21 protein-coding genes are annotated in these 20,988 nt (G+C 48.1%); 12 read left to right on the top strand and 9 right to left on the bottom strand.

Annotation, left to right across the window (positions count from 1 at the left end; genetic code table 11):
• Positions 1 to 55 precede the first annotated feature (55 nt).
• Positions 56 to 1,072: a sporulation protein gene (locus tag I8U18_RS03660; protein WP_198059340.1), complete on the bottom strand. Its 1,017-nt coding sequence runs from the start codon at positions 1,070 to 1,072 to the stop codon at positions 56 to 58.
• Between the two features lie 234 nt (positions 1,073 to 1,306).
• Between I8U18_RS03660 and I8U18_RS03655 the strand changes: the two genes are divergently transcribed.
• Entirely contained in the window at positions 1,307 to 2,722 is a 1,416-nt protein-coding gene (locus I8U18_RS03655) for a hypothetical protein (protein ID WP_198064496.1), read from the top strand.
• A gap of 74 nt (positions 2,723 to 2,796) precedes the next feature.
• Positions 2,797 to 3,738 carry an ATP-dependent DNA ligase gene (locus I8U18_RS03650; RefSeq protein WP_033101557.1) on the top strand — a complete coding sequence of 314 codons (942 nt, stop codon included), beginning with the start codon at positions 2,797 to 2,799 and terminating at the stop codon, positions 3,736 to 3,738.
• 138 nt (positions 3,739 to 3,876) lie between these two features.
• Here I8U18_RS03650 and I8U18_RS03645 read toward each other — a convergent pair whose 3' ends face one another.
• Together I8U18_RS03645 and I8U18_RS03640 are read right to left on the bottom strand one after the other, a co-directional pair.
• Complete coding sequence (locus tag I8U18_RS03645; protein ID WP_255518403.1) at positions 3,877 to 4,245, bottom strand: class I SAM-dependent methyltransferase; 369 nt, start codon at positions 4,243 to 4,245, stop codon at positions 3,877 to 3,879.
• A 15-nt stretch (positions 4,246 to 4,260) separates the two neighbouring features.
• The gene (locus I8U18_RS03640; RefSeq protein ID WP_198064495.1) at positions 4,261 to 4,485 is read right to left on the bottom strand and encodes a methyltransferase domain-containing protein; all 225 of its coding nucleotides are present in this window, start codon (positions 4,483 to 4,485) and stop codon (positions 4,261 to 4,263) included.
• A gap of 173 nt (positions 4,486 to 4,658) precedes the next feature.
• Here I8U18_RS03640 and I8U18_RS03635 point away from each other — a divergent pair, with 173 nt between their 5' ends.
• The gene (locus tag I8U18_RS03635; RefSeq protein WP_152568581.1) at positions 4,659 to 4,913 is read left to right on the top strand and encodes a hypothetical protein; all 255 of its coding nucleotides are present in this window, start codon (positions 4,659 to 4,661) and stop codon (positions 4,911 to 4,913) included.
• A gap of 52 nt (positions 4,914 to 4,965) precedes the next feature.
• Here I8U18_RS03635 and I8U18_RS03630 read toward each other — a convergent pair whose 3' ends face one another.
• Positions 4,966 to 5,835: an ROK family protein gene (locus I8U18_RS03630; RefSeq protein WP_198064494.1), complete on the bottom strand. Its 870-nt coding sequence runs from the start codon at positions 5,833 to 5,835 to the stop codon at positions 4,966 to 4,968.
• A gap of 199 nt (positions 5,836 to 6,034) precedes the next feature.
• The gene (locus tag I8U18_RS03625; RefSeq protein WP_160173876.1) at positions 6,035 to 6,178 is read right to left on the bottom strand and encodes a hypothetical protein; all 144 of its coding nucleotides are present in this window, start codon (positions 6,176 to 6,178) and stop codon (positions 6,035 to 6,037) included.
• 105 nt (positions 6,179 to 6,283) lie between these two features.
• On the opposite strand from I8U18_RS03625, the gene ligD reads away from it, so the two are divergent.
• From ligD to I8U18_RS03595, 6 genes are all read left to right on the top strand, one after another.
• Positions 6,284 to 7,186: a non-homologous end-joining DNA ligase gene (ligD, locus tag I8U18_RS03620; protein WP_033101561.1), complete on the top strand. Its 903-nt coding sequence runs from the start codon at positions 6,284 to 6,286 to the stop codon at positions 7,184 to 7,186.
• Between the two features lie 97 nt (positions 7,187 to 7,283).
• Entirely contained in the window at positions 7,284 to 8,552 is a 1,269-nt protein-coding gene (locus I8U18_RS03615) for an amidohydrolase (RefSeq protein WP_198055128.1), read from the top strand.
• 521 nt (positions 8,553 to 9,073) lie between these two features.
• Positions 9,074 to 9,697: a hypothetical protein gene (locus I8U18_RS03610; protein WP_198064493.1), complete on the top strand. Its 624-nt coding sequence runs from the start codon at positions 9,074 to 9,076 to the stop codon at positions 9,695 to 9,697.
• Between the two features lie 261 nt (positions 9,698 to 9,958).
• Entirely contained in the window at positions 9,959 to 10,855 is an 897-nt protein-coding gene (locus I8U18_RS03605; RefSeq protein ID WP_370589367.1) for a 3-hydroxyacyl-CoA dehydrogenase family protein, read from the top strand.
• The gene (locus tag I8U18_RS03600; protein ID WP_232336293.1) at positions 10,852 to 12,045 is read left to right on the top strand and encodes an acetate/propionate family kinase; all 1,194 of its coding nucleotides are present in this window, start codon (positions 10,852 to 10,854) and stop codon (positions 12,043 to 12,045) included. The genes I8U18_RS03605 and I8U18_RS03600 overlap by 4 nt, the downstream gene beginning before the upstream one ends.
• Positions 12,046 to 12,105: 60 nt before the next feature.
• Positions 12,106 to 13,296, top strand: a complete 1,191-nt coding sequence (locus tag I8U18_RS03595) for a pyridoxal phosphate-dependent aminotransferase (protein ID WP_033101566.1) — start codon at positions 12,106 to 12,108, stop codon at positions 13,294 to 13,296.
• Between the two features lie 299 nt (positions 13,297 to 13,595).
• Here the strand turns inward: I8U18_RS03595 and lexA are convergent, their stop codons facing one another.
• The gene (gene lexA / locus I8U18_RS03590) at positions 13,596 to 14,219 is read right to left on the bottom strand and encodes a transcriptional repressor LexA (RefSeq protein ID WP_033101567.1); all 624 of its coding nucleotides are present in this window, start codon (positions 14,217 to 14,219) and stop codon (positions 13,596 to 13,598) included.
• A gap of 123 nt (positions 14,220 to 14,342) precedes the next feature.
• Positions 14,343 to 15,422, bottom strand: a complete 1,080-nt coding sequence (locus I8U18_RS03585; protein ID WP_198064492.1) for a tyrosine-type recombinase/integrase — start codon at positions 15,420 to 15,422, stop codon at positions 14,343 to 14,345.
• Positions 15,423 to 15,731: 309 nt separating this feature from the next.
• Here I8U18_RS03585 and I8U18_RS03580 point away from each other — a divergent pair, with 309 nt between their 5' ends.
• The 3 genes from I8U18_RS03580 (at position 15,732) to I8U18_RS03570 (ending at position 18,881) form a co-directional block, all read left to right on the top strand.
• Positions 15,732 to 16,439, top strand: a complete 708-nt coding sequence (locus tag I8U18_RS03580) for a hypothetical protein (RefSeq protein WP_033101569.1) — start codon at positions 15,732 to 15,734, stop codon at positions 16,437 to 16,439.
• Positions 16,440 to 16,697: 258 nt separating this feature from the next.
• Entirely contained in the window at positions 16,698 to 17,888 is a 1,191-nt protein-coding gene (locus I8U18_RS03575) for a glycine C-acetyltransferase (RefSeq protein WP_198054895.1), read from the top strand.
• Between the two features lie 33 nt (positions 17,889 to 17,921).
• Positions 17,922 to 18,881 (top strand): L-threonine 3-dehydrogenase, encoded by a 960-nt coding sequence (locus I8U18_RS03570; RefSeq protein ID WP_198064491.1) that lies wholly within the window; start codon positions 17,922 to 17,924, stop codon positions 18,879 to 18,881.
• An 80-nt stretch (positions 18,882 to 18,961) separates the two neighbouring features.
• Here I8U18_RS03570 and I8U18_RS03565 read toward each other — a convergent pair whose 3' ends face one another.
• Positions 18,962 to 19,735: an SDR family oxidoreductase gene (locus I8U18_RS03565; RefSeq protein WP_033101572.1), complete on the bottom strand. Its 774-nt coding sequence runs from the start codon at positions 19,733 to 19,735 to the stop codon at positions 18,962 to 18,964.
• A 113-nt stretch (positions 19,736 to 19,848) separates the two neighbouring features.
• Positions 19,849 to 20,760 (bottom strand): oxygen-dependent tRNA uridine(34) hydroxylase TrhO, encoded by a 912-nt coding sequence (gene trhO / locus I8U18_RS03560; RefSeq protein WP_033101573.1) that lies wholly within the window; start codon positions 20,758 to 20,760, stop codon positions 19,849 to 19,851.
• Positions 20,761 to 20,988: the final 228 nt, after the last annotated feature.

The following is a 20,988-nucleotide window of genomic DNA, read 5'->3' as shown; positions in this document are numbered from 1 at the left end:
TCGCTCCCGTGGCCAATCCGGGAACGATCGCCGGCAATTTTGCTGGTTTTATCAATTAAACCCAGTTATCGTCGTCACCGCCGCCAAAAAATCCCCCATCATCCCCATCGTCAAAAAATCCGCCGTTGTCATTGTTGCCGAACAGACCGGCATCGTGATTCTGATTATCATCTCCGTCCAGCAGTTCATCAAGCAGAACGCCTCCGATCAGCCCCGCTGCAAAACCGCCGATCGCCCCTGTCATTCCGGACAAATGGGAGTGGTGATGGTGATCATGCCCGTGGTGATGGTGACCATGCCCGTAATGACTTTGACCATGGTGATAGGAATGAGGGATATGGTAGTGACCATGTCCGTAATGGGGAGTTGACATCGATTCGGTGATCAGATTTTGCCAAAGCATCATCAGTGCATCCGGATCCGAAATTTGATCCTGCGGGATGAATACTTCCCGTTTTACCTCATGATGATGTCCGAATGAATAATACTCCACTTCGAGCAGTAAGCGAACCCCGTTTGGCTCAATTGCCGCTGCAAATTCCACTTCTTTTACCTGCTCGCGGAACAATTCCGTCGGAACCAGTTCAAATTCTTGCACATATCCGTTAAACTTGCGTGAATGATGTGTTTCCCGGAAACCGAGACGGCTCAGGGCTGCCAGGATATTGCTGAGCGGAACCGGCGGAACGATCTCGATATAGTCCCGGTCGGATTGATCGACGGCACCGGCAAGATCGAGTTGTGTATCAAAGTAGTAAGAAACCGATTGTCCGGTAACCAGCAGGTTTCCCGGCAACTGAAAATGAAAAGGAAGTTCCTTTTGTTCGCCGGGCCGGATGACGAACGACTGGTAAAAAGGCACGGATGCGACCGGATGCGTGTGCACGTGTCCTTTTGCATAGATACTGAGCATGAAACGGACATCGATTTTATTGATGCGTTGCTCCACACTTCCACCTTTGATCAACACTTTTCCCGCAACGGGATCACCGGGAGCAAATCGGTTTTGTTCCAGAATCAGATCCACTTTTGCGGCTCCATGACCAAGTCTCGCCATGAAATCTTTAAACATTCAATGCTTCTCCTTTCAACTGACAAAACGATCTTCCCTTTAATTTCACTATATCGGAAAATTGAAACCTGTTTTTTTCAGTTTTGTGTGCAATTTGTTAACAATGGATTTTAGATGACAGAATAGAAATGTAATTTATTATAGATGAAATGATTACATTATTAACAGGAATTGAATATGCATAAAAGTTGCATGGGACGAAAAACAGCGGATAGGTAAAGGAGGCCGGAATCAATGCTGACTCCTGCCCATTGGCTTTATGGTGCGTTTACTCTGCTGGTGATTCTCGCTGTGCTTTTTCGCCGCGGGGTCGTTTTGCTCTCCCTGGTTGGCACCCTTTTGGTTGCCTGGGTGTACAAGGGGAGTTTTGTAGACGGATTGCAGGCGATTTTTAATGCCAACCTGGTAGCCGCCAATGAGCTGTTCAGCATTTTCCTGATTATTACCTTTATGGTGGCCCTGCTGCGGGCCTTGAAGGATTTGGGGGCTGACCGGCAGATGATCGCACCGATTCAACGACTCATGGTTAACGGACACGTTTCTTTTTTTATTCTTGTCGTAATTACTTATGTCATTTCCCTTTTTTTCTGGCCTACACCAGCCGTGCCGCTGATCGGTGCCCTGTTGATCCCGCCTGCGGTCCGGGCCGGTCTTCCGGCGATGGGGGCGGCGATGGCCGTCGCTGTGGCCGGACAGGGAATGGCTCTCTCATCTGATTATGTCATGCAAGTGGCGCCGATGCTGAGTGCCAAGTCAGCCGGAATCAATACGGCGGCGGTAGCGGACAAAGCTCTGATCCTGTCGCTGGTCACGGGGGTGATTGCCAGTGGTTCCGCGTATTTGTACCTGTTCAGGAAAGTGAGAAATCCGGATTTGTACGAGGATGACGCCTTGAACCAGATGGCGGTCATGTCGGCGGAAGAAGATATATCCCGGTGCAGCGGAGCAGAAGAGAAGTGGGGAAGAGTCTTCGCCGTATTGGTTCCGTTCTCCTTGCTTGGGGTAATGCTGTATATGGTTTACACCAAAATCCACGGTCACGGCAGGCTGGAAGGAGCGAACGGAGCCGCCTTTATCGGGGGTGTGGCTGCCGTCCTGTTGATTATGGCTACTTTTGTTCATGGCCGGTTTCGAGCTTTGGAACGGATCAGCGAGCATATCGTGGAGGGATTTTTGTTCTCCTTTAAAGCGATGGGGCCTGTTGTTCCAATCGCCGGATTCTTCTTCCTTGGCAATGGGGATTTTGCCGGAGCCATCCTCTCTGTGCATAAAGGTGCCCCCGCCTTTCTGTTTGACATTGTCAAAACGATGCAAGCCTTTATTCCGGCCAATCGCATCGTGACCTCTTTCGGTATTTTACTGGTCGGCATGGTAACCGGGCTGGAAGGATCGGGTTTTTCCGGATTGCCTTTAACCGGAGCCTTGTCCGGAGCTTTGGCAAATTCTTCCGGATTTGACCCGTCCACGCTGGCTGCCATTGGGCAGATGGGGTCGGTTTGGACGGGAGGAGGGACTCTGATCGCCTGGTCATCGCTTGTGGCGGTCGCCGGTTTTGCAGGTGTTCCCGTCATGGAGTTGGCCCGGAAAAACGCCATCCCCGTCATCATGGGATTAGTCGTTTCCACTCTGGTCGCCGTTTTCCTGTGGTAGACATCTTTAACATTTCATGTGCGGAAGTGGGGTAAACTGTAGCAAACAGGAGTCATCGAAGAGGGGTTTTCAGGATGCCGCTGACACCGATCATTCCATTTGAGCCAACGAGCACTGACATCATTCCGGATGAGGATAACTGGGTTGCCCAAGTGAAATGGGATGGTGTAAGGGTTTTAACCTATTGGGACGGGAATCAGGTGAAACTCTACAACCGCAAAAAAAACGAGCGTACTTTTCATTATCCGGAGTTACTTCCGATTCAAACGTACTGTAAGGCAAAATCCGTAATTTTGGATGGTGAAATCATTTCGTTGGGTTCTGATGGAAAACCATCGTTTCACGAAGTGATGCGCCGTGATGGAGTTCGGCGTCTGGAACGGGTTAAACAGGTGCGGAAAGATGTGCCGATCTGCTACATGATCTTTGACGTGATTTACTGCGATGGCCAATGGCTGACTGAGCGCAGTTTGCTGGAGAGAAGTGAGATACTCTCTAGGATTATCGTTCCCGGGGAGCATGTGCAACTGGTCACTTCACACGAAGATGCGGAAGCGCTGTTTCAGGTGATAAAAGAACATGAGATGGAAGGAATCGTAATCAAGGACCTTTCCAGTACATATTTGATCAACGGAAAAGACCCGCGCTGGCGCAAGAAAAAATTTTACAGAGACTTAATCGCTGTGGTGGGCGGTGTCACACTAAGAGATACGATTGTGAATTCACTTTTGCTCGGTCTTTTCGATCGTGACGGCCGGTTATGGTATATTGGTCACGCCGGTACGGGACGTTTAACCCGGAAGGACTGGCTTGAACTAACCCGGGGGATCAAGCCGCTTATTATCTCAACCATGCCATTTGCAAACAAACCGTCAAGATGGAAAGAAACCATCTGGCTGAAACCTGAAATCACGGTGAAAGTGAATTTTGCGGAATGGAGCGTTGGCCATACCTTAAGACAACCAAGCATTCAGGCTTTTGTTGATGTTCCGCCTCACGAATGCCTGCTTCCATAAGCGGTCGGAATGTGAAAACGCGACCATCCAGTCAAAAATCTGGCAGGCCCAAGCTCTTCCTCATGCCTAAAGAGGCAGCGTTGGACGGAACCAAATCACTGCCTGTGAATGCGTGAAAAGGCCGACTGACCATTCTGGTTATGGATGAACTTTTCTGGCGATCATGATATTCATCGCGTGTTTGTGCGGAACACCACTGGAATTGCAATCGAAGATGATTTCTTCAAATGAAATGATTTCCCAATCCCAATAGTAGTTGAGCAAATCCCCGGAACGATAAAAATATTCGTTCGTTCCCCAGTCCGGAGCGGTTTCAATAAACGGCTTTTCAACAAATACATTGAAGACGTTTAATCCGCCGATGTTGGTATGTTCCTTATAGTTTTTGAATTTTTCTTCCCGAAGAGAGGGAGACAGATAAGTCAGGGTTCCGCTTGAATATACAATATCAAACATTTCCGTCAGGTTAAATTCATTAAGATTGGCTTGAACGGTTTTGATTGTCAGTCCTTCTTGGTCAGCTCATTTCTGTGCCTTTTGCAAACCGGGTTGGGAAACATCAACGCCAACCGTATCAAATCCGTTTCGGGCAAAATGGATAATGTCCTTCCCTTCTCCACAGCTAAGTTCGATGATTTTTCCTTTATTTTCAGACGTAACCAACTCTACTGCGCGTTTGCAGAGTTGGTTGGGTTCGCGTCTCCAGTAAAACTCGTCCTTGCTGTATACTTCATCGTAACTCTTCATTGCCACTTAACCACCTTCTCTCAAAACAGTTTGAATGAATCTATTTTATCAAGGGAACATTTTGAATTACAATTTTTTTCATTATCTATTGGTGAAGCCTTGACTCAACTTTTCCGATTCATGGATGACAGTCCGACTGGTATCCGGTCACGAGAAAAGGGGGTGGGAGGCGTATGGAGCAAACGGGTCTGTCTGGAAGACTTAGGCGGTTGAAAGCTCTGTGTCGCATGTTTCATGGGAATGCCGGGGATAATTTAATTGCAAACAACGAAAGGAGGATAAGGATGGAAGATCAGTCCCGGCAATACGAAATTCCTGATCTCCGGAATCATCGACAGGTGATGAACAAAATAACGGAACTGGAAAAGGAAATAGCAGACTTAATAAATAAAGAAGTTTCGCTTGTTGTGTATGCAAAAGAAACGTAGGCAGCAAAAGCTGGTGTCCGGCAGTACGGAACCAGCTTTTGGATGTTGCCGGTCAATTCGCGCCGCAAGCCTGTTTTCCGAGCAAGAGCGAGCCGATAATCCCGGAATCTTCTCCCAAGCCCGGAGGAACAATATACCGGTTCAGTGGAGATGGAAAAGATAAATATTGGTTCAGCATTTTCTCCAGCTTTGCATAAATGGAAGGAAAGAGCTGTTTCTGATTCATCACGCCTCCGCCTAAAATGATTTTTTGCGGTGCCAGAATCAGGATATAATGCATCAGTGCCTGTGCGATGTAGTAGGCCTCAAGTTCCCACACTTCGGGGTTGCCCGTGAGTTCGCTCCCTTTTTTGCCCCAGCGCTCCTCAATCGCTGGTCCGGAAGCCAAACCTTCAAAACAGTCTGCATGATACGGGCACTTCCCGGTGTACGGGTCATCCGGATGCCGCCTGAGCAAGAGATGGCCCATTTCCGGATGTGAAAATCCTTGAAGAAGTTTTCCGGATATGACGGCTCCTGCTCCGATTCCAGTTCCCACGGTGATATACAAACAGCTGTCAAGCCCTTTAGCGGCGCCAAAGGTTGATTCGCCCAGAGCTGCTGCATTCACGTCCGTATGAAAACCGACAGGAACGGACAATGCTTCTTGCAGCGTCCGAACCATCGGAAAATTCCTCCACTTCTTTTTGGGTGAGGTTGTGATGTAACCATAGGTCGGACTGGCCGGATTGATATCGATCGGTCCAAACGAACCGACGCCGATTGCTTTTAACGTGAATTTTTTGAAAAAGTCAATCACTTGCTTCATCGTTTCCCCCGGTGTTGTGGTGGGGAATTGAATTCGTTCCGTCACATTTCCATGTTCGTCTCCGACAGCGCAGATAAATTTGGTGCCGCCTGCTTCTATTCCCCCGATGACCATAATGTTACCCTCGCTTATAAAGAATATTGATGATATTGAATTTATTTTCTATTATAAACTTCTTCGCGGTTCCGGGCGAACCGAAACCGAAATAAACTGAAATAGATCACTTGAATGACTCTGCGAAAAAGGGAGATAGGCTCATGTATTGGTGCTGGTGTATCATTCCGGTGGTTTATTACATCGCGGTTCCGTTTGTTTATCCGTACCCGGAAACAGACCCGCCGAATCCGAGGCCACCGCGGCCGACAAGACCGCCGACGCCACCGCGGCCCATCCGGCCGATCAGACCTGTCCGCCCGCCAACTCCTCTGACTCCCGGGCCGGGAAGACCCGTCCGCATGCCGCCGGAGCGAAGACGTCCGCGCAGGGGATTTTACGGATAGATCTCTTAAGAAGGCAGATAATAAACAGAGTGATTCCTTCAGCCGAAAGGTGTGAAGAAACGGTGGCAGACGAACGATATGTGCAAGTGGAAGGAGTCGAACTGAAAATTTCCAATCCGGATAAAATGCTGTTTCCGCAGGCGAGAATTCGCAAATGGGATTTCATCATGGCGTGCGCCCGGCTGGCTCCTTATTTGCTCAAGTATTGCCGCAATCGGCTGCTTACGACGATTCGTTTTCCCGACGGGGTGGGCGGAGAATCTTTTTTTCAAAAAAACGCCCCGTCTTTTCGGCCTTCCTGGATTGAAACATATCGTTCCGGTGAGATTGATTATATCCTGCTGAACCAGGTTCCGTCCTTGATTTGGTTGGCTAATCTTGCCGCCCTGGAGTTCCATGTCTCTTTTCATACTGCCGCGGAAGAATCCTTTCCAACGGAGTTGGTGTTTGACATTGATCCGTCCATCCCTGACTTTTCCAAAGTGGTGGAAGTGGCACTGCTGACACGTCAGGTTCTGAACAAGTTGAATCTGGATGGCATTGCGAAAACATCGGGAGCGACGGGATTGCAGATCTACGTACCGATTGAACCGGTTTATACATATGAACAAACGAGAAGAATCGGGGAGATGATCGCCCGTTATTTAACCGAGCAGCATCCGGCTTTGGTGACGATTGAGCGCAGAGTGGAGAAGCGCGGGGACAAAGTCTATTTTGATTACTTGCAACACTGGCATAATAAAACCTTAATCGCTCCCTATTCACCGAGGGCGGTTCCCGAAGCGACGGTGTCCACCCCGTTGCAATGGGATGAGGTCACGGAAAAGTTAAGTCCGAAAACGTGGACTCTCCATACGATTTTCTCCCGGCTGGAGGAAAAGGGGGATTTGTTTGCCCCGATCTATGGTGGTGAGCGTTACCGCCTGGATGAAATTTTGCGCTTTTTGGAGCAACACAGGCTATGAAGATTGAATTTGTTCATGTTATGCTTAACTGGTAAAAGGAAAGAGAATGGAGGAAGCTCCTTTGAAACGCATTTTTATCCATGCAGCTTTACTGCCGATGGTGGAAGGGCAGGAAGATGTGATCCGGGACGGTGCCCTGGGAATCGAAGGAGATACGATTTCTTATCTCGGTCCCGTACCAGAAGAGTCTGTACTTGCACAGTATGATGAAGTAATCGATATGAGCGGGAAAGCGATATTGCCGGGATTGATCAATACGCACGGTCATGCGGCAATGTCGCTTCTGCGGGGATATGCGGATGATCTTCCGCTGCAAACATGGCTTCAGGAGAAAATTTGGCCCCTTGAAGCGAAATTTACGGCAAAACAGGTCTTCGACGGGACGGCATTGTCTGTTCTGGAAATGATCAAATCGGGTACAACCTGTTTTCTCGATATGTATGATCACATGGATCAGGTAGGGAAAGTTGTGGAGGAATCGGGCATCCGTGCACGCCTGTGCCGCGGGGCCATCGGGTTGTGCAGCGAAGCCGAGCAAGAAGCGAAACTGCAGGAAGCAGTTCAATTTGCCATCGATTGGAACGGACAGGCGGATGGTCGCATTACGACGATGTTGGCGCCGCACTCGCCCTATACCTGTTCGCCGTCGTACATTGAAAAGTTTGTCGAAAAGGCTGCTGAACTGAATTTACCCATTCATACCCATATGTCGGAAACCAGAGCCGAAGTGGAGCAAAACGTAAGAGATTACGGATTGCGCCCGGTTGAACATCTTCGCCGCCTCGGCTTTTTTGATTTGCCGGCATTGGTGGCGCACGCCGTGCATTTGACGGATGAGGAAATCGATATTTTGGCAGAATATAACGTGAAGGTAGCCCACAATCCCGGGAGCAACTTAAAGCTGGGGAGCGGAATCGCGCCGATCCCGAAAATGCTGGAAAGAGGGATTCGACCGGGCTTGGCGACTGACGGGGCAGCCAGCAACAACAACCTTGATATGTTGGAAGAGATTCACCTGGCTGCGATGATCCACAAGGGAGCCAATCAGGACCCGATCGCCGTTCCGGCCTTGACCGCTTTGAGGATGGGAACCAGTTACGGAGCTGAATCCCTTTTTCTCGATCAGCAGATCGGTACCCTCGAGACGGGAAAAAAAGCCGATTTTATCACGATTGATTTAAGCGGTCCCCATATGCAGCCGCTCCACGATATCGTCTCGCATCTTGTTTATTCGGCCTCGCGGGGAGATGTATGCGATATGTACGTTGATGGCCGGCCGATCATGCGAAACCGTGAAGTATTGACGCTCGATGAAGAAAAAATTTGTCATGAAGCGATGAAGTCATTTGAAGCGATGACCCGCTGAAAATCATCATACCTGCCCTGCGACAGACAGAGAACAGCCATCTTTTGGCATAAACGGCTGCCCCGCAGAAAAAAAGCTGCCAACATATGGCAGCGACAGTGGGACGGTATAAGGAATAGGCAGGAGTTTCTAAGTCATACTAAAGGCAGGTTATATTTTCATATCAATATCCAAATGAAAGCGAAGGGGAATATCGGTGTTTTCCTGAAGCCAATAACGTTTTTGGGCAGATGGGGATGCCCATGTTTCGGCATGGATAAAGGGAGAAAGTTGCCGAAGTTCTTCTTCGCTCAAATGAGTTTGGAGAAACTCATGTACCCACCCCGGGTAAAGGTAAGAGGTTGACATTTGCCATCACCTCCCTTGTTGCTTTTAGTATCACCTAAGCTGTACCCAATATGATTTACACTTTTTTCACGTATGAGGGTTTGAACCAGGCTGTGTTGCGCAGTCTGGTTTTATCATTGGGTGCTAAAATCCGGTGAGGCGACGTAAATATGGGAAAAGGGGAGTGAAGGTACATGTACTGGGTATTATCTTTGCTTCTTTTTATTTTTCTGGGTGTTTGTTCCGGGGATTACCTGGATCATACGGGTCGTTCGGATCACCAGGCCGTACAGGAGCGGGAGGATCAACGGGTGATCAGCGCAATTAACTGCAAATTAAAGGAATCCGCCTACTCCTATCGCCTCACCGTCAAACAGTCGGGACAGGTTCGGGCGTTTACCGGTCAACAGCAGGGTGAGAACTGGATGATCCAGGAAAGCGAAAAAAAGCTGAAGATGGAGAGAAAAGGAAATCATATCCTGATTCATGTTGCCGGGAAAGAAGAGGAAATGACTGCCAAACAAGCGGGTGTCATCTCTCCGCGGGATCATTTGCAGTTGATCAAAGAGATCGCCAAATCGTATCATCCGGTAAATGGCGGTGCGTTCAATGTGGAAATCGACCAGCACAAATGGTTGGAAAAATTAAAAGAGCGGCTCTACCTAGAAGAGGAGACACCACTTTTCGCCCTTTCGGAAAAAATGCAGGTCAATTACCGGCTCCTGCTTGCCCAAAATGGGACGAAATTAAAAAAGATTACCCTGACCATCAAAGGATATGATCCTGATCAGGAACAAGTGCTGACTTATTCGTTTTAAAGGGAACGGATTCGTTCCCTTTTTTTGTTTTTAATTGCGGAATAATGACAACGAACTTGTAAATTCATAAAATTTTATAAAATATCAGCCTGATCCAAGCGGACGATGTCGGGATTTACCTTTATATTTAAGCATTGTTTGTACATTTTATTAAAGAAAGAAGTAAAATCAAGAGGAGATTTTCGGAAAATGTTAAAGAAATATGATCAAGAACCTGTTAAAATATACAAGGTTAATGGAGTGAAAGGAGTTTGAACGGAAGTGGCAAATATTCAACGTATTGCGGTCATCGGTGGCGGCACCATGGGCCAGGGGATTGCCGAACTGATCGCTTCCAAAGGATTTGAAACCACCGTAATTGAACAATCAGACGAATTGGCGAAAAGCGCCTATCAACACATAGAGATGAGTCTGGATAAAAAGCTGGCCAAATGGGGAATTACACCGGCGGAGAAAAAATTAACCCTTTCCCGAATCAAGGTGACGTCTGATTTCTCTGCCCTTAAAGACGCAGACTTGGTGATCGAATCGGTCTATGAAGATCTCAACACCAAGATCGAAGTATTTAAGCGCTGTGACGAATTATGCCGGCCGGATGTCATCATCGCCAGCAATACTTCTACGCTCAGTTTGACGGAGATCGCTGCGTCTACAAACCGCACGGACAAGGTGATCGGCCTTCATTTTGTCCACCCGGTTCCCAAAATTCCATTGGTTGAAGTGGTGCGCGGCTTGAAAACTTCGCAAACGACTGTGGAAACGGTACTCAAATTGCTTTCGGATCTCGATATCAAGGGAATTGAAGTATATGAGTCACCGGGGTTTGTGACGACCCGACTCATTATCCTGTTGATAAACGAAGCTCTTTATACACTGATGGAAGGGGTTGCCACCGCGGAGGATATTGACCGGGCGATGAAGATCGGTTATCAATTTCAAGCGGGCCCCTTGGAGATGGCGGATCATTTCGGATTGGATTCGGTTCTCGCGGCGATGGAACGGCTTTATCGCGAATTCGGGGATACCAAATATCGTCCGGCACCTTTGTTGAAAAAAATGGTGCGCGCAGGGCATCTTGGCGTAAAAACCGGCGAAGGGTTTTACCGTTACAATGAAGATGGTGAACGGGTGGATCGCAAGGAGGAACAGTCATTATGAAAATTCTCGTTATTAACTGCGGAAGTTCATCGATTAAATACCAATTGTTTGATATGACTGACGAGTCAGTTTTGGCATCGGGGCTGGTCGAAAAGATCGGGACGGAAAGTGCCATTATCAAACATGAGCCTGCAGGAAGGGAAAAGAAGGTTATTATCAGTGAAATCCTCGATCATCGGGTGGGGCTGAAAAAAGTACTCGATCTGCTGATGGATGAAAAAGAAGGCGTAATCAAAAGCGCCGACGAAGTGTCGGCTGTCGGCCATCGCGTCGTTCATGGCGGCGAAACTTTTGCCCGCTCCGTCGTGGTTGACAGCGAGGTGCGCCGGGCGATTCGTGAAACATTTGACCTGGCACCCCTGCACAATCCCCCGAACTTGATCGGGATTGATGCGGCACAAGCCAACTTGCCGCACGCTGTTCACGTGGCGGTATTTGATACGGCATTTCACCAAACGATGCCGGACTATGCCTATATGTATCCCTTGCCGCGGATTTTGTATCATAAATACAAAGTTCGCCGCTACGGATTTCACGGCACGTCCCATAAATATGTGTCCCAGCGCGCTGCCGAATTTTTGGGCAAACCGCTGGAAGAGCTTAAAATCATCTCCTGCCATATCGGGAACGGTGCCAGCATCACGGCTGTACAAGGCGGAAAATCGGTTGACACCAGTATGGGGATGACGCCGCTTGAAGGTTTGATGATGGGAACGCGCTGCGGGGATATTGACCCGGCCATCGTGCCGTTTGTTATTGCCAAAGAAGAACTTACCTTAAGTGAAGTAAATTCGATGATGAACAAGCATAGCGGACTTCTGGGCGTTTCCGGCATTTCCAGCGACATGCGCGAAGTGATGGAAGCAATGTTCGACGGAAATGCTAATGCCCGACTGGCCATTGATATGTACGTATACAAAATCAAAAAGACGATCGGCGCTTATGTGGCAGCAATGGATGGAGTTGATGCCATCATCTTCACGGCCGGGGTTGGCGAAAATGCAGCCCAGATTCGTGAAAAAGTGTGTGAAGGATTAACATTCTTCGGCGTCGATCTCGACAGGGATAAAAACGGGATGCGCAGTAAAGAGATTCATCGCATCAGCACAGAAAAATCCAAGGTGGAAGTGCTGGTCATCCCGACCAATGAAGAGTTGATGATTGCCCGGGAGACACTGGCACTGGTCTAACCCGGCAGGGGCGTGTTAAGATAAAAAGGAAATGGCTAGAAAATGTGGGGGAGGGGCTCGATGTTTAAGTTATCGAAACGAGTTCAACAATTGTCACCATCACCGACCCTGGCTATCACAGCAAAAGCAAAAGCGCTCAAACAGGAAGGATACGATGTGATTGGGCTCGGTGCCGGGGAACCCGATTTTAACACGCCTGAACATATTCTGGATGCCGCCAAGCAGGCGATGGACAGCGGTAAAACCAAATATACGCCTTCCAGTGGTGTTCCGGAGCTGAAACAAGCGATTATCGCTAAACTGAAACAGGATAACGGGCTGGAGTATACACCCGGTCAGATTATCGTGACGGTCGGAGCGAAACACGCTTTGTACAACCTGTTTCAAGTTCTTCTCGACGATGGGGATGAAGTGGTTGTACCAGCGCCTTATTGGGTAAGCTATCTGGAGCAAGTCAAGCTGGCCGGCGGCAACCCGGTCGTAATCGAAGGAAAAGAGGAAAACCAATTTAAGATTACGGCCGAACAATTGCAAAATGCGATTACGAAGCGAACCAAGGCCTTGATTCTCAACAGCCCATCCAACCCGACGGGTATGCTCTACTCAGAGGAAGAATTAAGAGCCATCGGGGAAGTCTGTGTGAAAAACGGGATCTTAATCGTGTCCGATGAGATCTATGAACATCTTATTTATGATGAAGAGAAGCATCATGTGAGCATGGCCAGTCTTGGCCCTGAATTTTATCAACATACCGTCATCATCAACGGTGTATCCAAAACCTATTCCATGACCGGATGGCGAATTGGTTTTGCTGCCGGGCCGGAGCCGATTATCAAGGCCATGTCCGGTTTATCTGATCACAGCACTTCCAACCCCACTTCGATTGCTCAATATGCTGCAATTGCCGCACTTACCGGAACGCAGCAACCCGTCGAAGAGATGAAAAAAGCATTTAAAAAACGCCGCGATTATGTGGTTGAAAGGGTAAATGAAATCCCGGGATTCTCCTGTCAAAAACCCGATGGCGCTTTTTATGCCTTTATCAACATTCGGGAAGCGCTGAATCAATCGGGCAAATACCGCACACCGGAGGAATGGGCGGCCGCTCTCCTCGAAAAAGAGCTGGTTGCTGTTGTTCCGGGGGGCGGTTTTGGCTCAAGCGATCACATTCGCATCTCCTATGCCACTTCACTGGAGCAATTGGAGCAGGCACTTGACCGGATTGAACGATTCGTCAAGGAAAATCGCTGAGCAAAAAAGCAGCAGCCAGGGTCATTGGTTGCTGCTTTTCCTTTTCATGTGAATTTGACTGGGACAAAGATCGGTGCTGCTGTTCCGCCGAAGGGTTGAACGGTGACGGCGATCATTTTGAAAGTGGCAGCAGTCCGGACCGGAAAAGACTGAATTACGGAATTTGATATATTCTAAAAACAAGGAATTTAAAGATAATTACCGAAGCTGAAGGATAGGGCGGTTGTTGAAAAAACCCTCACCGGATTGTGAGGGTTTTGAGTGTACGGGTGAGTCCTTCTGAAAAAAACGGGGTGCCTCTATATCACTTCGCGTATTAAACTGATCACTTTTCCCAGAATGGTTACCTCAGGGAGACGGATCGGTTCCAAACGATCATTTTCCGGTTGCAGGCGAATATGGTCTGCTTCTTTGAAAAAGCGTTTTACCGTCGCTTCTCCGTCAGGAGTCATGGCGACCACGATATCCCCGTTTTCTGCTACTCGCTGCTGACGGACGACGACATAATCCCCGTCGAGGATTCCTGCGTTGATCATGCTGTCGCCCCGGACGGATAACAGAAAGACGGTTTGATCCGGACCGACGAGACGCAACGGAAGCGGATAGTAATCTTCTATGTTTTCGATCGCCGTAATCGGTTCGCCGGCCGTCACTTTCCCCACCAGGGGAACCATGACCGTTTCTACCTGATTTTTAACGGATAGATCAGGGCGATTTAAAAGTTCGATCGCGCGTGGTTTGGTTGGATCCCGGCGTATGTACCCCTTTTTTTCCAGGCGGGCCAGGTGACCATGAACCGTTGAGCTTGAAGCCAGCCCCACCGCTTCCCCGATTTCGCGAACCGATGGCGGATATCCTTTTTCCAGTACCTCTTTTTGTATGTATTCCAAGATCGCTTTCTGTCGCGGCGAGAGTTTTTTCATGGTTTTCTCATCCCCCTATATGTACTGAGACACGTTCCCTCTTTTTTCTATTTTAAGTATACATGAAAACAGAAAAAAGAACAAACATTTGCCAGAATGTTTGTTCTCGAAACGGGAAGGCGATCAAATATTCAATCGGTCTAATGCGTCATCTTTTTCGGAATTGATGACGTGGGTATAGATCTGGGTGGTCTGAATGCTGGAATGGCCGAGGATCTCCTGAACCACGCGCAAATTTTCCCCGTTGGACAGGAGCAGTGTCGCCAGCGTGTGCCGCAGCTTGTGCGGGGAAATGTTGGCGGCTTTTGGGGGGAGATTGGCTTCGGCGACATATTTTTTGATGATTTCAGAAACCCCTTTACGGCTTAAGCGCTGAAGATTTTTATTTAAAAACAAGGCCTCACGGTCAGAGTGCGGAACCCCTTCTTCCGGCCTGAGCGCAAGATAATCATTCAGGGCGGACACCGCTGATTGATTCAATTTAAGCATCCGTTCTTTGCCGCCTTTACCGATAATGATGACGCGAATCAGATCCCCGTCGGCCTGAATGCTGTTGCGGTTGAGTCCGATCAATTCGGAGACCCGCATCCCGGTGTTGAGAAACATGAGAATAATCGCCAAATCCCTCACTTCCATCCAGTCGCGGCTTTTTCTGTTTTTTTTCTGATGATAGGAATGAACCGCTTCGATCAGCCGCAAGGCTTCTTCACGGGTCAAAAAGACCGGTACCTTCTGTCGGGAACGTGATTTTAAAGTGGCATCCTCATATTCTTCCATCGGGTCCCGTTCCAGGACATGCGTTTTCACCAGATAGCGGAACAGCGAGCGTAAAGAGGCCCGTTTCCTTTGTTTACCGCTGCGTGAGTTTTCGCGAAAATGCTTCCGCTTGACCCATTCTTCATTTATTTCCCCTGTTTTGGGGTCCTTTTTCTTCAATTTGACATAGACCGTTCGTTCATAACCGTTTTCAATATGGCGAAAGAATCGCTTGATAGTCATCGGATCCGTTTGGTATATCGTTTTGTTCCGCGACTTGAGAAAATCGAAGAACAGGGAGAAGTCATAAGCATAGTTGGCGATCGTTTGTTTGGAACGGTCCGCACTGATCATTTCCAAAAAAAACTCCTGCACTTCTTCGGGAAATTGGGCGACAATCCGGTTGATATTTTCCGGCAGGCGCCGTGAGACAATGACGGGTTCCAAATTGGCACCTCCTTCGGCAAGTGGAATTCGGAACTTGGTCTATTCATTACTAAATCACTTATGTAGAAAACGGGATGAAATGTCATATAAAAAGCCCGCCAAGGTCATGAGAGACGGGTTATGTCCATTTTAACACGGATTGCAAAAAGCGAAACGCCTCGCAAAGTCGAAAAATTTTTTTTCATCCACTGTATTTTGCGTCTTTATCTTCGGCGTGTACGAACATATTTTCGTCTTGTCGCCTCCCTGGCAGGAAATTATAACCAATACCGAGAAATAAAATTAAATACAAAAAAAGGAGGGAAGCAGATGAATCGGGTATCAAAAGAAGAATTGAATGAATTTGATTGTTTCTATGTCGAGACAAGGTTAAGAGAGCAATATAAAATAGAAAAAATTGAAACGGGTTTCCGTTTATGCCGGGTGGCCCCCTCCTCATTTACAGTGCCGATCACGGATTACGGCAGTCGGAAAGCGAACGGAAAGCATCTTTCCCAATCCGGGGAATCTTTGATCGACGGGATTGTGAAAGGAGCTTTTTTCGCTTTTAGGTCATCTTCGGATTCACGAAGCGGCTGGACGGAATCAAAAGGGAAAATCGAACGTTGCTTTGTTAAACAACGGATCGGAAAACTGGAGATGATCGTTCATCTGCTCCGGGTTCCGGGACGAAAAGTGCCGCTTGCCGACTATATGGGAGATGATTTTACCATTCATACAAAAAACGGATCATATCCTTTCAAAATCAAAGGAGAAGAATGCTTCTTTGAAGGCTTAAAAGTTCACTCCATTTTAACCATTCTTCGTCCCATGAAACTGGAGATGGATCCGCTGGAACTGATATTGGGAGAGAAGAAATTGGAGAGGGCATTGGAAGTCGTGATGCCGACTCATCTTTACTATAACCGTCCTTTTTTGGTGATTGCAGAAAAGGCAGATGGGAAAGCCGATTTCCGCTTTGTGTTTGAGGAGATCAAGGAGATTCGCGTCAATCAGCCGGAAAAAGCGTTCATATAACTTTGTTTTGTCCGCTTTCATCTTTTTTTGAAGCGGACCATTTTCTGCTGAAGGCATAAAATATGATAAGCAATCCATGCTAATAAAAAAGAGACTGTCGGGTTGGAAATAGTCGGATTTTGTCCGTTACATAAAGACATTTTGCGGAAGATGTGTTAGAATGTCTTTAAAATCCTTTACATATCAATATTTTCGCTCTGGCTGATTGTCTTTCTATCGCGGACAGATGTACATTTCCTTAAAAAGGGGGATCTGCTTGTGGCAAGCAAAAAATTAGCTGCTTTTTTACAGGAGAATTTGGAGGATCTCAAGAGCAGGGGGCTTTACAATGTGATCGACCCGCTGGAAAGCCCTAACGGCCCCGTGATCAAGATTGGCGGCCGTGAGTTGATCAACTTGTCTTCAAACAACTATCTGGGGTTGGCGACTGATGAACGGCTGAAAAAAGCGGCCATTGAAGCCGTCAAAGAATACGGGGTGGGTGCTGGCGCTGTTCGCACCATCAACGGAACATTGGAAATCCATGTGAACCTGGAGAAAAAGATTGCCGAATTTAAACACACAGAAGCTGCGATCGCCTTTCAATCTGGATTTAACTGCAATATGGCAGCGATTTCAGCAGTGATGGATAAAAACGATGCCATTCTGTCCGATGAGTTAAACCATGCTTCGATCATTGACGGCTGTCGCCTTTCCAAAGCGAAAATCATCCGCTTTAACCATTCCGATATGGATGATTTGCGGGCAAAGGCCAAAGAAGCGAAAGAATCAGGCCAATTCAACAAAATCATGGTCATCACTGACGGTGTGTTTTCCATGGACGGCGATATCGCCAAACTCCCTGAGATTGTCGAGATTGCCGAAGAATTCGATTTGATCACCTACGTTGATGATGCACATGGTTCCGGCGTGCTCGGGAACGGTGCCGGCACGGTGAAGCATTTTGGCTTATCCGATAAAATCGATTTCCAGATCGGTACTTTATCCAAAGCCATCGGGGTCATTGGCGGTTATGTGGCCGGAAAACAGGATCTGATTGATTGGCTGAAAGTGAGAAGCAGACCGTTCTTGTTCTCCACCGCGTTAACGCCGGCGGATGTGGCTGCCTGCACGAAAGCGATTGAAATTTTGATGGACAGCACGGAGTTGCAGGAAAAGCTGTGGAATAACGGCGATTATTTGAAAAAAGGATTGAAGGAACTGGGCTTTGACATCGGCCACAGCGAAACGCCGATTACACCGTGCATTATCGGAGACGAAGTATTGGCACAGCAGTTCAGCAAACGTTTAAACGAAGAAGGAGTTTACGCCAAGGCGATTGTTTTCCCGACGGTACCGAGGGGAACGGGCCGGGTGCGCAACATGCCGACGGCGGCACACACCAGGGAAATGCTGGATCAAGCGATCTCCATCTATGAAAAAGTGGGGAAAGAGCTGGGAATTATTTAAATCGAATTCGCAGGTTGGGTTGGTGGAAGTGTTATGAAGAGAATTCTTGTTACAGGTGCATTGGGGCAAATCGGATCTGAACTCGTCCTGAAGTTGCGCAAGTTGTACGGGGCGGACAATGTGATCGCGACCGATATCAGAAAAAACGATACGGAGATTGTCCATTCCGGTCCGTTTGAACTTCTGGATGTGACCGATGCCGACGCCATGTATCAGATTGCGAAAAAAAATCAAGTGGATACGATTATTCATCTGGCCGCCTTGTTATCGGCCACGGCTGAGTCCAAACCGCTGATCGCCTGGAACTTGAACATGGGCGGACTCGTGAATGCGCTTGAAGTGGCCAGGGAACTGAAGTGTCAGTTCTTTACCCCCAGTTCGATCGGGGCATTCGGGCCGACCACGCCAAAAGATCATACTCCGCAGGATACGATCCAAAGACCGACGACAATGTACGGGGTAAACAAGGTGGCGGGCGAGTTATTGTGCGACTACTATTACCATAAGTTCGGCGTCGATACGAGAGGGCTTCGCTTCCCGGGGCTGATCTCCTACATGACCCCGCCGGGAGGGGGAACCACGGACTATGCAGTGGAGATCTATTATGAAGCGCTTCGTTCCGGGAAATATACTTCTTATATTGCCAAAGGGACTTATATGGATATGATGTACATGCCGGATGCACTCAATGCAATCGTTGCGCTGATGGAGGCCGATTCTGCAAAGTTGAAACACCGCAATTCGTTTAATGTGACGGCGATGAGTTTTGAACCTGAGGAGATTGCTGCCGAAATCAGAAAACATCTTCCGCACTTTCAATTGGATTATGATGTTGACCCTGTTCGGCAGGCGATTGCAGACAGCTGGCCTAATTCGATTGATGCCACTGCGGCAAAAGAAGAGTGGGGATTTAAGGCGGAGTACGATTTGCAGAAGATGACGGAAGACATGCTCGCCCGGCTTGAACAAAAAATCAGTCCGGTGGGCACGTGAAAGAAATGAAAACCACAGGTGAAGGGTTAAGAGGCAAATCTCTTAACCCTTTTTCTGTTGCCGTGAAAGAGAAGCCGCTTTCACTTGCGAAGAAAGCCACCTTCTGAATGAATCGTTTGTCCGGTGATCCACCCGGCCTGATCGCTGGCCAGAAATCCGATGAGCCGGGCCGCATCTTCGGGAAGGCCGATTCGTCCCATCAGAAATTGGGGGCGCAACTGTTCTTTTATTTCTTCTGTCATCCACCCGGTATCTGTTGGGCCGGGATTGACTGCGTTCACGGTGATGCCAAGCGGAGCAAGTTCAGCGGAGAGAGTAAGGGTGAAGGCCTCGATGGCTCCTTTGCTGGCGACATAGGCCAATTCGCCGGGCATCGGCCCCTGTCCTTGTCCAGAAATGAGGTTGATAATTCGTCCCCAGTTTTGCTTCGCCTGCTGCAAGCGGCGTGCAAACTCCACAGAAAGCAGACAGGTGGCCCGCACATTTACATAGTAATGGTCATCCAGTGTTTTTGCATCCAGTGCCATAAAACCGTCCCGGGTGGAATGAGCGGCATTGTTTACCAAAATGGACGGAAGGCCTAAATTTTCTACCACAGCATCCAGAAGGCGGTCCGGTGCATTGGGATCAGCCAAATCCAGTTCCAAATGGCGGCATTTGACTCCGAGGGATTGAATCTCGCTGCACAAGCGATCGGGCCATTTTTCAGACTCCATACCATCATGATCCTGCCAGTAAGTGAAAAAGATATCTGCTCCCTGACCGGCCAATTGGCGGCATATCGCGGTTCCGATGCTTTTCTTACGTCCCGCACCGGTGACGAGGGCAATTTTTCCATTTAACTTAAGATTCATGATTTTCACCTCATTAACCTAGGAACCGGCTATCCACATTATAATCGATTGATGCAGATAAAAACGAGAGACGGAACAAAAGAACCTGCTTCGCCGGGAAGCAGGCTCTCGCTTTATCCTTCGTATTTGACCAAATCTTTTTCCTCGCACTCTTTGGAACAGTAACCTTGATATTTTTCTTCGCAGTCGGGGCAGCAGATGTGCTGCTTATGGCACATGTCATATTCACAGTTGATATAGCGGTCAGCCGGTTGGCCGCAGTGATAGCATTTGCCGACCACCACTTGTTCCGTTTGGTTGATCGGTACGGAAATCCGTTCGTCAAAGACATAGCATTTTCCGTCCCACAACTTTCCTTTGACTTCGGGATCCTTACCGTAGGTTACAATGCCCCCGTCCAGCTGGTAAACATCCTGAAAGCCTTCTTTCAGCATAAAGGCAGTCAGTTTTTCGCAGCGAATTCCACCCGTGCAATACGTGATAATCGGTTTATCCTTGTACTGGCTCATGTTCTGGCGAATCCATTCCGGAAATTCGCGGGTGGTTTTTACTCCGGGACGAATGGCCCCGCGGAAGTGCCCGATATCATATTCATAATCATTGCGCCCGTCCAGTACGATCACATCATCCCGTTGCAGCATTTCATAAAACTCTTTGGGCGACAGCTTTTTGCCCGTTAATTGATTGGGATCAACGTTGTCCTCAGGATTGAGTCTCCAGGTAACCAGCTCTTTCTTGGGGCGGACAAATAATTTTTTGAAAGCATGTTTTTCATGCTCGTCCACCTTAAAAGGCATGTCGTGGAACAGGGGATGCTGTTTCATATAGTCCATATATTTTTGCGTCTGTTCGACCGTGCCGGAAAGCGTGCCATTAATCCCTTCCTTGGCGACGAGGATCCGCCCCCGTACCCCCAATTCCCGGCAAAAAGCCCGATGTTCATCGGCAAATTTTTCCGGGTCTTCAATTGGAACATATTTATAATATAAGAGGATGCGATATGGTTTTGTGTTTGGTGTGGTCATCAGATCCACCTGCTTTCTTATCTGATCTCAAGTTTTGGAAAAAGTCCTGCCTTATAGTATAACAACATCGCAAGTGGAAAGCAAAGCAGAATGGAAGGAAGAGGCAGGAACATGCATAAAGAGAATGAACATTTATGCAAACGATCTTTGCCGTCGTCTCTATCATGGGAATTTCATGCATGAACGTTAAAAAGACCGGACCAACAGGGAGAAAGACAGAACATCGTG

Source organism: Thermoactinomyces sp. CICC 10522 (assembly GCF_016055075.1).
Lineage (GTDB): Bacteria > Bacillota > Bacilli > Thermoactinomycetales > Thermoactinomycetaceae > Thermoactinomyces_A > Thermoactinomyces_A daqus.
This window is presented reverse-complemented; position numbering and strand designations above follow the sequence as displayed.

What these genes read in the sequence shown, in the direction of transcription:
- I8U18_RS03640 (WP_198064495.1), bottom strand. Translation starts at nt 4,485, where the DNA reads ATGAAGAGTTACGATGAAGTATACAGCAAGGACGAGTTTTACTGGAGA.
- I8U18_RS03600 (WP_232336293.1), top strand. Translation starts at nt 10,852, where the DNA reads ATGAAAATTCTCGTTATTAACTGCGGAAGTTCATCGATTAAATACCAA.
- trhO (WP_033101573.1), bottom strand. Translation starts at nt 20,760, where the DNA reads ATGACCACACCAAACACAAAACCATATCGCATCCTCTTATATTATAAA.
- lexA (WP_033101567.1), bottom strand. Translation starts at nt 14,219, where the DNA reads ATGAAAAAACTCTCGCCGCGACAGAAAGCGATCTTGGAATACATACAA.
- I8U18_RS03565 (WP_033101572.1), bottom strand. Translation starts at nt 19,735, where the DNA reads ATGAATCTTAAGTTAAATGGAAAAATTGCCCTCGTCACCGGTGCGGGA.
- I8U18_RS03650 (WP_033101557.1), top strand. Translation starts at nt 2,797, where the DNA reads ATGCCGCTGACACCGATCATTCCATTTGAGCCAACGAGCACTGACATC.
- I8U18_RS03660 (WP_198059340.1), bottom strand. Translation starts at nt 1,072, where the DNA reads ATGTTTAAAGATTTCATGGCGAGACTTGGTCATGGAGCCGCAAAAGTG.
- I8U18_RS03635 (WP_152568581.1), top strand. Translation starts at nt 4,659, where the DNA reads ATGGAGCAAACGGGTCTGTCTGGAAGACTTAGGCGGTTGAAAGCTCTG.
- I8U18_RS03655 (WP_198064496.1), top strand. Translation starts at nt 1,307, where the DNA reads ATGCTGACTCCTGCCCATTGGCTTTATGGTGCGTTTACTCTGCTGGTG.
- I8U18_RS03615 (WP_198055128.1), top strand. Translation starts at nt 7,284, where the DNA reads ATGGTGGAAGGGCAGGAAGATGTGATCCGGGACGGTGCCCTGGGAATC.
- I8U18_RS03580 (WP_033101569.1), top strand. Translation starts at nt 15,732, where the DNA reads ATGAATCGGGTATCAAAAGAAGAATTGAATGAATTTGATTGTTTCTAT.
- I8U18_RS03570 (WP_198064491.1), top strand. Translation starts at nt 17,922, where the DNA reads ATGAAGAGAATTCTTGTTACAGGTGCATTGGGGCAAATCGGATCTGAA.
- I8U18_RS03595 (WP_033101566.1), top strand. Translation starts at nt 12,106, where the DNA reads ATGTTTAAGTTATCGAAACGAGTTCAACAATTGTCACCATCACCGACC.
- I8U18_RS03625 (WP_160173876.1), bottom strand. Translation starts at nt 6,178, where the DNA reads ATGCGGACGGGTCTTCCCGGCCCGGGAGTCAGAGGAGTTGGCGGGCGG.
- I8U18_RS03610 (WP_198064493.1), top strand. Translation starts at nt 9,074, where the DNA reads ATGTACTGGGTATTATCTTTGCTTCTTTTTATTTTTCTGGGTGTTTGT.
- I8U18_RS03630 (WP_198064494.1), bottom strand. Translation starts at nt 5,835, where the DNA reads ATGGTCATCGGGGGAATAGAAGCAGGCGGCACCAAATTTATCTGCGCT.